The 12,461-nt window shown below is 65.9% G+C and carries 13 protein-coding genes; 8 read left to right on the top strand and 5 right to left on the bottom strand.

Annotated elements, in window-relative coordinates:
- Positions 1-129 precede the first annotated feature (129 nt).
- The 5 genes from sdhC to ABFX23_RS05345 are packed head-to-tail and all read left to right on the top strand — an operon-like array spanning position 130 to position 4,637.
- A complete protein-coding gene (gene sdhC / locus ABFX23_RS05365) occupies positions 130-510 on the top strand; it encodes a succinate dehydrogenase, cytochrome b556 subunit (RefSeq protein WP_346032075.1) in 381 nt (126 codons plus the stop codon).
- 16 nt (positions 511-526) lie between these two features.
- Positions 527-916, top strand: coding sequence for a succinate dehydrogenase, hydrophobic membrane anchor protein (gene sdhD, locus ABFX23_RS05360; protein WP_346032074.1), 390 nt, complete (start codon positions 527-529; stop codon positions 914-916).
- A gap of 1 nt (position 917) precedes the next feature.
- The gene (sdhA, locus tag ABFX23_RS05355) at positions 918-2,750 is read left to right on the top strand and encodes a succinate dehydrogenase flavoprotein subunit (RefSeq protein WP_346032073.1); all 1,833 of its coding nucleotides are present in this window, start codon (positions 918-920) and stop codon (positions 2,748-2,750) included.
- A gap of 13 nt (positions 2,751-2,763) precedes the next feature.
- Positions 2,764-3,294, top strand: coding sequence for a hypothetical protein (locus ABFX23_RS05350; protein ID WP_346032072.1), 531 nt, complete (start codon positions 2,764-2,766; stop codon positions 3,292-3,294).
- A 32-nt stretch (positions 3,295-3,326) separates the two neighbouring features.
- The gene (locus ABFX23_RS05345; RefSeq protein WP_346032071.1) at positions 3,327-4,637 is read left to right on the top strand and encodes a M20/M25/M40 family metallo-hydrolase; all 1,311 of its coding nucleotides are present in this window, start codon (positions 3,327-3,329) and stop codon (positions 4,635-4,637) included.
- Positions 4,638-4,643: 6 nt separating this feature from the next.
- Here the strand turns inward: ABFX23_RS05345 and ABFX23_RS05340 are convergent, their stop codons facing one another.
- Positions 4,644-5,297, bottom strand: coding sequence for a peptidylprolyl isomerase (locus tag ABFX23_RS05340; protein WP_346032070.1), 654 nt, complete (start codon positions 5,295-5,297; stop codon positions 4,644-4,646).
- A gap of 121 nt (positions 5,298-5,418) precedes the next feature.
- Here ABFX23_RS05340 and creD point away from each other — a divergent pair, with 121 nt between their 5' ends.
- The gene (gene creD / locus ABFX23_RS05335; protein ID WP_346032069.1) at positions 5,419-6,771 is read left to right on the top strand and encodes a cell envelope integrity protein CreD; all 1,353 of its coding nucleotides are present in this window, start codon (positions 5,419-5,421) and stop codon (positions 6,769-6,771) included.
- 21 nt (positions 6,772-6,792) lie between these two features.
- Here the strand turns inward: creD and ABFX23_RS05330 are convergent, their stop codons facing one another.
- Together ABFX23_RS05330 and ABFX23_RS05325 are read right to left on the bottom strand one after the other, a co-directional pair.
- Positions 6,793-7,356, bottom strand: a complete 564-nt coding sequence (locus tag ABFX23_RS05330) for an ATP-dependent Clp protease proteolytic subunit (RefSeq protein WP_346032068.1) — start codon at positions 7,354-7,356, stop codon at positions 6,793-6,795.
- A gap of 35 nt (positions 7,357-7,391) precedes the next feature.
- Positions 7,392-8,567: an alpha-hydroxy acid oxidase gene (locus ABFX23_RS05325; protein ID WP_346032067.1), complete on the bottom strand. Its 1,176-nt coding sequence runs from the start codon at positions 8,565-8,567 to the stop codon at positions 7,392-7,394.
- Positions 8,568-8,727: 160 nt separating this feature from the next.
- Between ABFX23_RS05325 and ABFX23_RS05320 the strand changes: the two genes are divergently transcribed.
- Both ABFX23_RS05320 and ABFX23_RS05315 read left to right on the top strand, forming a co-directional pair.
- Positions 8,728-9,132, top strand: a complete 405-nt coding sequence (locus tag ABFX23_RS05320; protein WP_120078398.1) for a BlaI/MecI/CopY family transcriptional regulator — start codon at positions 8,728-8,730, stop codon at positions 9,130-9,132.
- Positions 9,129-10,913 carry a M56 family metallopeptidase gene (locus ABFX23_RS05315; RefSeq protein ID WP_346032066.1) on the top strand — a complete coding sequence of 595 codons (1,785 nt, stop codon included), beginning with the start codon at positions 9,129-9,131 and terminating at the stop codon, positions 10,911-10,913. The genes ABFX23_RS05320 and ABFX23_RS05315 overlap by 4 nt, the downstream gene beginning before the upstream one ends.
- 1 nt (position 10,914) lies before the next feature.
- On the opposite strand, the gene ABFX23_RS05310 is transcribed toward ABFX23_RS05315, so the two are convergent.
- Positions 10,915-11,529, bottom strand: coding sequence for a hypothetical protein (locus ABFX23_RS05310; protein WP_346032065.1), 615 nt, complete (start codon positions 11,527-11,529; stop codon positions 10,915-10,917).
- Between the two features lies 1 nt (position 11,530).
- On the bottom strand, positions 11,531-12,391 hold the full coding sequence (gene ypfJ, locus ABFX23_RS05305) for a KPN_02809 family neutral zinc metallopeptidase (protein ID WP_346032064.1): 861 nt from the start codon (positions 12,389-12,391) through the stop codon (positions 11,531-11,533).
- Positions 12,392-12,461: the final 70 nt, after the last annotated feature.

Raw genomic sequence — 12,461 nt, 5'->3', positions numbered from 1 at the left:
AGGAAATGCGACAGGTAAGGCGCGAAGGATTATGCACGACCTGCCCGAAGGGCCGCTTGTAACGCGCGTCACAATCGCTAGAGGGATGGCACGAACCTTTGGGCTCACTTACACGCAATGGGACGTTACATGGCAAATCGCCCGCTTTCACCGCACCTGCAAATCTGGAAATGGGGGCCGCACATGGCGGTATCCATCCTGCACCGCGTCTCCGGCGACGGCATGGCCATCATCGGGCTGGGCGTGCTGCTGTGGTGGCTGGGATCGCTGGCGAGCGGTCCCGAGGCTTACGAAAGCTTCGCCGGGCACGCGGGCAGCTGGTACGGCACCATCGTGCTGATCGGCCTGACCTGGGCCTTCTTCACCCACATGTGCTCCGGCCTGCGCCACTTCGTGCTGGACCTTGGCGCGGGGTACGAGCTCGACACCAACCGCAACTGGTCGGTCATCTCGATGGTCGGCGGCGTTGCGCTGACCGTGGCCTTCTGGGCCTTCATTCTGCTGGCTTGAGGAAGGGATAGACACCATGGGTAACGGAACTTCCATCGGCCGGGTACGCGGCCTCGGCGCCGCCCACCAGGGTCCGCATCACTGGCTGGTGCAGCGCTTCACCGCCGTCGGCAACCTCGTGACGGTGCTGTTTCTCGGCCTGTCGCTGGCACTGCTGGGCGACTATTCCTACGCCAGCGTTTCCGGCTGGCTGTCTTCCCCGCTGCCCGCCTTCATGGTGACGCTGCTGGTGATCTCCACCTTCTGGCATGCCAAGCTGGGCCTGCAGGTCCTGATCGAGGATTACCTGCACGAAGCCGGCACCAAGTTTGCCGCCATCCTCCTTTTGAACATCGCCAGCTTTGCAGGCGCCGCTTTCGGCCTGTTCTGCATCGCTCGCCTCGCATTCTCCGCAGGAGCTGCCTGACATGGCAAACAAGGCCACTTTCGAAATCAACGGCAAAGCCTACCCGATCGTCGACCATACCTATGACGTGGTCGTCGTCGGCGCGGGCGGCTCGGGCCTGCGCGCCACGATGGGCGCGGCAGAAGCAGGTCTCAAGACGGCCAACATCTCCAAGGTCTTCCCCACCCGTTCGCACACCGTTGCGGCGCAGGGCGGCATCGCCGCTTCGCTGGGCAACAACACGCCCGACCACTGGCAGTGGCACATGTACGACACCGTGAAAGGTGCCGACTGGCTGGGCGACCAGGACGCCATCGAATACCTGGCGCGCGAAGCCCCGCAGGCGGTCTACGAGCTGGAGCATGCAGGCGTGCCCTTCAGCCGCAACGAGGACGGCACGATCTACCAGCGCCCCTTCGGCGGGCACATGCAGAACATGGGCGAAGGCCCGCCGGTGCAGCGCACCTGCGCCGCGGCCGACCGTACCGGCCACGCCATGCTGCACGCGCTCTACCAGCAGAGCCTGAAGTACAGCGCCGATTTCTACATCGAATACTTCGCCATCGACCTCATCATGAAGGACGGTGCCTGCGTCGGCGTGATCGCCATGTGCCTGGACGATGGCTCCATCCACCGCTTCCGCAGCCACGGCGTGGTGCTGGCAACGGGCGGCTATGGCCGCTGCTACTACACCGCCACCTCCGCCCACACCTGCACGGGTGACGGCGGCGGCATGGTGCTGCGCGCGGGCCTGCCCTTGCAGGACATGGAATTCGTGCAGTTCCACCCCACCGGCATCTACGGCGCGGGCGTGCTGATCACCGAAGGCGCGCGCGGCGAGGGCGGCTATCTCACCAACTCCGAGGGCGAGCGTTTCATGGAACGCTATGCGCCGTCCGCAAAGGACCTCGCCAGCCGCGACGTCGTCTCCCGCTCCATGGCGCTGGAAATGCGCGAAGGGCGCGGCGTGGGTCCGGACAAGGATCACATCTACCTGCACCTCGATCACATCGATCCCAAGGTGCTGGCAGAGCGCCTGCCCGGCATTACCGAAAGCGGCAAGATCTTTGCCGGCGTCGACCTGACGCGCCAGCCGCTGCCCGTCACCCCGACGGTGCACTACAACATGGGCGGCATCCCCTGTAACTATCACGGCGAAGTCGTGACCATCGGTGCGGACGGAAACCCCGATACCGTGGTGCCCGGCCTCTTCGCCGTGGGCGAGGCGGCCTGCGTTTCGGTGCACGGCGCGAACCGCCTCGGTTCCAACTCGCTGATCGATCTCGTGGTGTTCGGCCGCGCGACGGGCTTCCGCCTGAAGGAACTGATCACGCCGGGCCAGAGCCACGACGAACTGGCGCCGGACAACGCTGATTTCGCGCTGACCCGCCTCGACCACTTCCGCCATGCCAACGGCGATTCGCCGACGGCTGCGGTGCGCGCGGACATGCAGAAGACGATGCAGAAGCACGCCGCCGTGTTCCGCGACAGCGAACTGATGGCAGCGGGCGTCAAATCTCTGGCCGAGACCAACAAGCGGATGCAGGACATCAAGGTTCACGACCGTTCGCTGATCTGGAACTCCGACCTGATCGAGACGCTGGAACTGGACAACCTGATGGCGCAGGCCGTCGTTACCATGTCCAGCGCCGAAAACCGCAAGGAAAGCCGCGGCGCCCACGCGCACGAGGACTTCCCGGAGCGCGACGATGCCAACTGGATGAAGCACACCGCGGCCTGGTTCGAAGGCTGGGGCGGCAGCAGCGGCGAGGTGCGGATCGATTACCGCCCGGTGCACGAATACACGCTGACCGACGACGCGACCTACATCGAGCCGAAGAAGCGCGTTTACTGAGGCCGCGCTTCCAGTGACGCGAAAGCCTCCATCGAAGTCTCCGGTCAGTAAGCGCCTCGATGGATACTGGAAGCTCGAAGTCGCCAACGCGGCGCTGATCCCCGCTTTCGTGGTGGCCATGAGCCACATCTATGGCGAGGGCGCTGGCTGGCTTACGTGGCTGGCGCTGTTTCCGACGGCGGGCCTGCTGTTGGTCGGCGGCCTCTACTGGCGCGGCAAGCTGCGCGCGCTGGAAGGCAGCGAACGGGCTCTCGATGCTGCGTTACGGCTGGCCGACAAGGCGCAATGGCCCTCCCTTGTCTTGTCGCTACTGTCAGTCTCACTCGTGCTCGCAGACCTGCTGATCGGCCTGCCGGGTGTAACCGGCACCGATCGCTGGGCGGCGGGCGGTTCCGGCATACTGGCCCTGCTGGAGTACGTGAATTACTACCACCGCCAGTTGCAGCACTTTGATAATGCGTCGGATTTCAAGCGCTTGCTCACCGGGCGCGGGATGCGGCCCGCAAAGATGGCCGTCGACCTTGCCGCATGGCGTGGCGATTGACATTTGCGCCGCGCAGGCGCGAGAACACATCGATGCGCACCGCTCTCGCCTTGCTCGCCCTGCTGTCCACGGCCACCCCCGCCGCCGCCCAGCTTTCTCCCGCCGAAGAGACCATGGTCCGCACGGTGGAGGCGCATTTCGAGGAGGACGTGACGCTCCTCGAACGCATCACCAACGTCAATTCCGGTACGCACAACCACGAGGGTGTGCGCGCAGTGGGCCAGATGCTTGTGCCGGAGTTCGAGGCGCTGGGCTTCGACGTCGAGTGGATCGACCAGGCGCACGTCGACCGGGCAGGGCACCTGTTCGCCCGTCGCGAAGGCGATAGCGACGCGCCGCGCATCCTGATGATCGGCCATATCGACACCGTTTTCGAGCCGTCTTCCCCGTTCCAGCTTTTCGCGCGTGACGGCGACAGGGCGACCGGCCCCGGCGTGGTGGACGACAAGGGCGGGATTGTCGTGATCCTCGCCGCTCTGCGCGCAATGGAGGCGGCGGGCACGCTTGAAGGTGCGAACATCGTCGTCGCGCTGACGGGGGACGAGGAGGACGCAGGCGATCCGATCGCGCAATCGCGCCAGCACCTGATCGAGGCGGGGCAGTGGGCCGACGTGGCGCTGGGGTTCGAGCAGCTTTCGACGGACGAGGGGCGCGACATGGGCGTGGTTGCCCGGCGGTCCTCCAACAGCTGGACGCTGACGACGAGCGGGCGCACCGGCCATTGCTCGGGCGTGTTCAGCGAAGGCGCGGGATATGGCGCGATCTACGAGATGGCGCGCATCCTCGATGCCTTCCGCGTGCAACTGCCGGAGGAAAACCTCACCTACAACGTGGGCTTCATGGCGGGGGGCACGCCTGCCGAAATGGGCGCGGACAACCTCTCCGCGACTGCCGTCGGCAAGACCAATATCATCCCCGACAGCGCCGTGGCGCGCGGCGACCTGCGCACGCTGACTCAGGAACAGACCGACCGCGCGGTGGCGGCGATGCAGGCCATCGTCGATGCCAACCTGCCGGGCACGGACGCGCAGATCGAATTCGCCTTCCGCTATCCGCCGATGGCACCCACCGAGGGTAACACCGCCCTGTTCGAAACGCTGAACGCCATCAACGCGGACCTGGGGCTGGAGCCGATGGGCGTGTTCCCGCCCGCAAGGCGCGGCGCAGCCGACATCAGCTTCGTCGCACCTTTCGCCGATGGCCTAGCCGGGATGGGGCCCGAGGGTTCGGGCAGTCATGCCGAGGGGGAAAGCGTGGACCTGCGCAGTGTCACCCGGCAGGCGCAGCGCGCCGCGATCCTGATGAGCAGGCTGGCGGAAAATCCCGTCGCACGGGAAGAGTAGAGAGGGTTATTCGACCCCTGCGGTTCCGGCAGGTTCCACCACCCGCGCCTCGACGATCTCGACAGGCTCGGCCAGCATCTGGCCTCTCATCCAGCCTTCTCCCTTGTCCGGATCGGTCGGCAGGGCGTGGATCGCCTCGACCACGTCCATGCCTTGGGTGACATAGCCGAACACGGCATAGCCCGCCCGTCGCGCGGGATCGTCCGACGTGGGATCGGCGTCCAGCCCGGTCTGGTCGCCCAGCATGATCGAGAAGTCGCCGTTCGCCGTGCCGGGTTCGCCCATGGCCATCGAGAGCGCGCCGCGTGAATGGGTGAGGCCCGTTTCGCTGGTCGGCTCGTGCTCGATTCCGGGAAGCACGCGTTCCGGATCCCACTGGGTGCCGCCCTGGATCAGGCCGTTGGGCTGCTCGCCCCAGTCGAGCGGCATGGCGCGGTAGAACACGGTGCCGTCGAAGCGGTCCTCCTCTACGTAGCGCAGGAAATTGGCCGCCGTGATCGGTGCGCGCTCCATTTCCAGCGCGATCACGATGTCGCCCATCGTGGTCTGCAACACGACGTCCCTCGTCTCGTAATCCGCTTCCGGTGGCACCTCGGCAATGTCCTGCGCGGCGAGCGGGGTGGCGAGGAGCGAGAGCGGCAGGACGAATCGTTTCAGCATGTCCGCCATCCTGCACCGGCGTGCCTCGCGCAGCAATGAACAGGTCCCCGCGAGTTCACTTGGTATTCAGTTCGTCGCTCTCAATGCACGTTTCATCGCAAATATCGAAGGAGAGTGCGCGATGAGACGAGAACGAACACCCGGCATGAAACTGTTGCTGGCGGGATTGGTGGCAGCCGTGCTGATCGTGCCGCTGCTGATGGTCTATGCGCTGGTCTACGACCGGCAGGAGGAGTCCGAGCGGGCGCAGGAGCAGATCACGCGCGGCTGGGGCGGGGCGCAGACGATCACCGGCCCGGTGCTGGTCATCCCGTTCACGGACGAGGTGGTGGAAGCCGAAACGGTCGATGGCGTCACGACGCAGCGACGGCGGCAGGTGCAGCGCGAACTGTTCGTCTCTCCGCAGCAGCAGGACATTGCGACGGCGCTCGATCCCGACCGCAAGGGCTATGCCATCTACGAAAGCGTGGTCTATTCCGGCACGCTGGAAGGCACGGCGCGTTATGCGCTAACGAGCGAGCTTGAGCGCCTCGATATCGACCGGGCGGACCTGATGTTTGACGAGGCCGAACTGCGCTTCGGCATTTCCGATACGCGCGGACTTTCAGACGGGGCCAGCGTTTCCGCCGACGGAAATGCGCTGGAACTCAGCCCGGGCAACGGTCCGCTGGCGACCGGCGGCGCGGGCTTTTCCGCCGCCGTCACGGGCTGGACGGGCGAGCAGCCGCTTGATGTGCGCTGGAGCTATGGCCTGCGCGGCACGCGTTCGCTCTCGCTGGTCCCGCGCGGGGGAGACACGCAATGGCGCGTCACCTCGCCATGGCCGCACCCGAGTTTCACCGGCGGATACCTGCCCGAACCTTCGCAAACCGAAACCGGCGAAGGCGGCTTCACCGCCGTCTATCCCGGCATCACCAACCTTGCGCTGGGTCAGAGCCTGCTGTCCGTGGCGGACCAGCCGGCGTCCGAAGGCGAGGCCACGCAGCCTGCCACCATCGGCCTTGTCGAGCCGGTCGATCTCTACAGCCAGGTGGACCGGGCGGTGAAGTACGGCTTTCTCTTCATCGGCTTCACCTTCGCGGCGCTGCTGATGTTCGACATCGTGGGCGGCGCGCGGGTCGCCTCGGCGGAATACCTGCTGAACGGCGCGGGCCTGATCCTGTTTTTCGTTATGCTGCTCGCCTTTGCCGAGGTGATCGGGTTCGGCCTTGCCTACCTCCTCGCCGCCGCAGCGATCATCGCTCTGCTTACGGCCTACAGCGCCGCGGTGCTCGGCACCTGGAGGCGTGCCGCGTTCATCGGCGCGATGCTGGCGGGCCTCTATGCCGTGCTCTACGTGCTGCTGAACGAGGAGACGTACTCGCTCGTCATCGGTTCGCTGCTGCTGTTCGCCGCGCTGGCGGGCGTGATGTATGCCACCCGCAACGTGGACTGGTCCGCCGTGGGCCGTAACGGCGACGAGGCCGCAGCCTAGTCGCAAGAAGCAGGAGCTGGGTCAGATCACTTCGGCGATCAGGCCCAGCTCCTTCGCTTTCTCGCAGCCGATGTACCAGTTCTCCGGCGCCCGGTCGCGCACGTCCTCGAACGAGACGTCGCTGCCTTTCACGATATCGCGAAAGCCCGCTTCCTCGATCTCGATGGAATGCTCGATCTCGTTCAGGGCGGCTTTCAACTGATAGATGCAGCTTTTCAGCGGACCGGACAGGTTGATCGTCTTGGCGATCTGGCGTTCGTGAATCAGCAGGCTGGAATCCCTGGTCATGAACCGATGACTGACGGGGAAGCCCGCCATGAAGGTGGCCCCGGCGGAATAGACGGCGGACTTGCCGAGAAAGTAGATCTCCCGCCCTGGTTCGCGCAGCAGGCGAATGTCGTCGGCCATCGTGCGGGCGACTTCGGGATTGCCGCCCAGCGTGGTGATCGCCACCACCAGCGGGCCTTCGGTCGGCGCATTGGCGAGCTGGTCGCGGAATTCGGCGTACATCGCCTCGTCCACGCTGCCGATCAGGCGGAGCTGCGGGCTGGTGAGGACGGTCTGGCGCTTGCTTTGTTCACTCATGCCCATCCAACAGGCGGGAATGGTGGACGTTCCGTTCAGCGCCAGCGAATGTTGTCGCGCGACAATTCTGCCGGGCTGGCCTTGCCCATCAGCTTCATGGTGCGGGCAATTTCCTGCGAGAGTATGCCAACGGCACGCTCCACGCCGTCCTCTCCCGCCGCCGCCAGAGCGTAAAGATAGAGCCGTCCGCCGCTTGCCGCCTTTGCGCCCATGGACAGCGCCTTCACCACGTGGCTGCCGCGCGTCACGCCGCCGTCGAGGATGACCTCCACCCGGTCGCCCACGGCATCGACGATCTCGGCCAGCTGGTCGAACGGGGCACGCCCGCCATCCAGTTGCCGCCCGCCGTGGTTCGATACCATGATGGCATCCACGCCCATGTCCGCCGCACGGCGCGCGTCGCCGACGGACATGATGCCCTTGAGGCAGAACGGTCCGCCCCAGTCGTCGCGCAACTGCTCCGCCGCCTGCCAGTTTAGGCCGGGATCGAGCATGGAGTCGAAATAGTCCTGAATGGAGATCGCCTTGCCGCTGCCCGCGTCCACGTGGGTGGAGAGGTTGGGCAGGTCGAACTTCTCGCGAAAAAGGAAATTCAGCGCCCACTTCGGGTGGGCGGCGTAACTCAGCACGTTGGCGGGGGCGAAGCGAGGCGGGGTGGTGAAGCCGGTGCGCTTGCAGCGTTCCCGATTGCCGGAAACGATGGTGTCCACCGTCAGCGTGATGGCATCGAACTTCGCCGCTTTCGCCCGCTCCACCAGCGCGGCGTTGAGGCCGCGATCCTTGTGGAAGTAATATTGCAGCATCTTGGGGCCGCTCCACCGCTCGCCCACTTCCTCGATACTGACGGTGGAGAGGCTGGAGATGCCGAACCACAGGCCGTATCGCTCCGCCACCGCTGCGACGGCGCGCTCGCCCTGCCAGTGGAAGATGCGTTGCAGCGCCGTAGGGCTGAGCATCAGTGGCAGCGCGGTTTCGCGGCCCATGATCGTGGTGGAAAGGTCCAGACTGTCCGCGCCCACCAGCACGTCCGGCACCAGGTCCACGTCGGCGAAGGCGGCAGTGTTGCGATCGCGCGTGGCCTCGTCGTCGGCGGCGCCGTCGATATAGTTGAACACGGGGAAGGGCAGGCGTCTCCGCGCAAGCTCGCGGAAATCGGCGATCTTGTGGCAGTCGGACAGGCGCTGCACGGAATAGTCGTTCCGGTCTTTCACGCGGTTGTTCCCCTTCCTGCGCCAGAGGCGGCGTGCCTGCCAGCCTTCGTGTACGCAGGCAAGTGGCGAGAAAGTTCCAGGGGAAACTTGCATTCAGAGGGCATTCAGATTACAGGCGTAATCGTACTGCCTACAAACGTAATCGTTCGGGGAGGGCGATGTGACGACAAGGACCGACAACGACCACGCGGAAACGGGTGCCGAGCGCATCAGCGATGCCGAGCACGCGGTGATGGAGGCGCTGTGGAAGCGCAGCCCGCAGACCGCCGCCGAAGTGTGCGAAAGCGTCTGCAAGGAACGCGGCTGGTCCATCCCCACGGTGAAGACCCTGCTTTCGCGCCTCGTGCAGAAGGGCGCTCTGGCGACGCAGCCCGATGGCCGCCGCTATCTGTACACTCCGCTCATTGCCCGCTCCGCCTATGTCGGCACCGAAAGCAAGCGGCTGGTAGAACGCCTGTTCGGCGGGCGCGCCGCGCCGCTGTTCGCGCATTTGGCGCAGGCCGAGGCGCTGAGCGAGGATGACATCGCGGAAATCGAACGCCTCCTGAGGGAGATGAAGAAATGACCGGCTTCTCTGACTGGATGGTCGACACCTTCATTTACACAGGGCTGCTGATTGCCCTTGTCCTGCTGCTGCGCCGTCCGGTGTCGCGCTGGTGCGGGCCGCAGGTGGCCTATGCGCTGTGGGCGCTGCCGTTCCTGCGCTTCGTCATGCCGCCCATCGTGCTGCCGGCGTGGATGGCTCCGGCAGAGCCAGAGGCGGTGGCGGCAACGGCTGCCGAGCCATTGATGGTCATTATCTCCGACCCTGTCGAGACTGCCGCCGCCACGCACGCCGCCGCGGCTCCGGTGGTCGGCCTGGCCGTGTCGGACCTGCTGCTGCCGCTATGGATCGGTGGCGCGCTGGTGTTCCTTGGCTGGCGCGTGCGCGAATACTTCCAGATGCGGCAGAGCCTTCTGGAAGACGCGCGCCCCGTGGGCGAGGCGGGCAAGGTGCGGCTGGTGGAAACGCCCGCCGTCACCGGACCCGTTGCTTTCGGCATTGCCGACAAGGTGGTGGCCCTGCCGCCTGAATTCATGGCGCATTACGACATTACAGCACGCGATATGGCCATTGCGCACGAACTTGCGCACCATCGCGGTTACGACCTCGTTGCCAACATCGCGGCGCAGCCGCTGTTGGCCTTGCACTGGTTCAATCCGCTCGCCTGGTGGGGCTGGCGAGCAATGCGCAGGGATCAGGAGGCGGCGTGCGATGCGCGCGTCGTCGCTGGCCGGGCGCAGGGAGAGAAAGCAGCCTACGCGCAGGTGATCGCCGGTTTCGCCACCGGGGACCATCATCTTGCCCTGGCTGCTCCCATGGCTTGTCCGGTGCTTGGAGAGAAATCCATCATTCACCGTTTGAGGAGCCTCACCATGTCCGAAGTTTCATCCGGCCGTCGCCGCCTTGGCATCGCCGCGATCACCACCACCGCTCTGGCCCTGCCGCTGACCGCGTCGATCAGCTATGCCCACGAGGAAATGCCCCTGCCGCCGGAGCCGCCTGCCGCGCCGCTGCCGCCGGAACCGCCCGAGGTGCCGCTGGCACCGGGCGCGCCGTTGCCGCCGCAGGCGCCGGAAGCGCCTTCCATCGAAAGCGTGGACCCGGACGAGCACGTCTATGTCCGCGTCGACGACGACGGCGAGCGCCGCGTGATCCGCCAGCGCATCACCCGGGGCGGCGAACCGATGTCCGAGGCCGAACTGGAAGCGCACATGGCGCGTATCGAGCGCGAGATGGAAAGCCGCGAGGCCGAGATCGAAGTGATCGTGGAGCGCGCAATGGCCCAGGCGGAACGGGCGCAGGAAATGGGCGAACGCGCCCGCGAAATCGCCGCCCGCGCTCCGCAGGTCGAGATGGATTGTGACGGGGTGGACGAAAGCGGCATCGTGGAGCGCGAGCTTTCCGACGGACGCCGCGCTATCGTGATCTGCGAACGCATGATCCACGAAAGCGCTCGCGCCGGATTGCAGGGCGCTGTCACCGGCCTTCAGGCGGCGATCCGCGAAATGCGCCGGAACGACGAGATGCCCGCAGATCTGCGCGAGGAAATCATCCGGAGCTTGGAAGAAGCCGTCGAGGAGATGCAACGCGAAGGCGTGACCGCCGCGCGCGTTCGGGCCAAGGCCCAGGCCCGCGTCGTGGCTCCCGTATCGCGCGCTTCTGCCATGGCTTTGCGCTGGCAGGGGCGGATGGTCTCTCCCATCCAGGTTTCCACGCCCGTGCGCGTACAGATGCCAGAGCCTGCCTTCGCTCCTGCCGCGGAAGAAGAGTGCGACGAAAACCAGCGCGTCGTGCGCGCCTGATCTATTCGACTTCCTGGACGACGGGGCGCGAAACGAAGCGCGTCCCGTCCTCGCCCACAGTGGTGATCTGCCAGTCCGGTTCTGCCGGCACCGTCGATTCGCCCTCCTGCATCGCCGCCAGCATTTCGGGCGGCATCGGGCGGGCGGGGTAGGGGCAGCCACGCGCTTCGCCCAGGCCCTTCAGGTAGGCGCGGCGCATCAGCCCGGCGGCAATCGCCTGGCGGAACTTGTACTCGTGCTCGTTCGCGCCTGAAATCTCGCGGATGATGCCGCGAAACGGGATGAACATGCCCACCGCGCGCTGCGCGACGCCGGTTACGGTCAGGCGGCGCTCTTCCTCGGTCTCGGTATCGGCGTCGTCGCCAAGTACTGCGTCGAGGTCGGCGATGCCGCTGCGGATGTTGGCGCAGTCTTCCAGCCCCTCGTTGGCGTAGGGGTTCTCGTTCGCCCACAGCAGGATCGGCGGGATCGGATCGCGCGCCAGGTTGAGGTCCGAGAGCGGCGTCATGGCGACGTCCAGCGCGTCCGGTTCGCGGTCCGTCACGTCATCCTGCGCCATGGCCGGAGCGGTAAGGGTCAGGAGGGGGAGGGCTAGGAGAGTTGCGACCCGGTTCATATCATGCTCGCAGGTAGGCTGCATCGCAGCGGTTGTCGTCGGCGCTTTCCATGCCGAGGCGCAGGGCTTCCATGCGCTGCTGGCTGGTGCCGTGGGTGAAGCTTTCCGGGCCGACGCGGCCCTGCGTCAGCGTGTCGTCGCCGATGGCGGCGGCGGCGTTCATGCCTTCCTCGAAATCGCCGCGCTCGATCAGGTTGCGGTTACGGCCTGCCCACACGCCCGCATAGCAATCGGCGTGCAGTTCCATGCGTACCGACAGCTGGTTCTGCATGCGCGGGTTCTGCGCCTGCAGGCTACGAATCTGGTCCGACACCCCGGTGATGGTCTGCACATGGTGCGCATATTCGTGCGCCACGACATAGAGCCGCGCGAAGTCGCCGCCGTCGCCCGCCATCTGCGCGAGCTGGTCGTAGAAGGCGACGTCGATGTACATGGTCTCGTCCGCCGGGCAGTAGAACGGCCCCATGCCGACAGAGCCGGTGCCGCATCCGGTGCGGAACTGCTGCGCCGTGGCAAAGCGCAGGGTGGGCTGGCGAAACTCGTTGCCGAAACCGGCTTCCTCGAACCGTTGCTGCCACGTCTCGTTAAGCGAGGTGAGAGCGGCGCAGCTTTCCTGCGCATACTGGTTTGAATTGCAGATCGCCGCCTCATCCTCGCCCTGCGGCGCAGATTGCTGCTGCTGGCCCTGCTGCATCCCTTCCACCGTGGCGGCGGTCTGCATCGGGTCCAGCCCGAAAGCGAAATAGCCGATGGCTGCGATGATGATCGTGCCGCAGCCAAGCCCTCCGGCCTTGCCCATTCCACCCCGGCCACCGGTGGTGCCGACCTTGATCTTGCCGGTGTCGAAGGGATTGAGTCTCATGCTGCGGTTACTCCCCGATTTTCATAATTTTGGCTGGACCATAGCCGCCATCCGGCTACCACCCTAGCCG

It is taken from the genome of Erythrobacter westpacificensis, from assembly GCF_039542285.1.
Lineage (GTDB): Bacteria > Pseudomonadota > Alphaproteobacteria > Sphingomonadales > Sphingomonadaceae > Alteraurantiacibacter > Alteraurantiacibacter westpacificensis.
The sequence above is the reverse complement of the archived record's forward strand: the minus strand, read 5'-3'. Positions and strand labels throughout refer to the sequence as shown.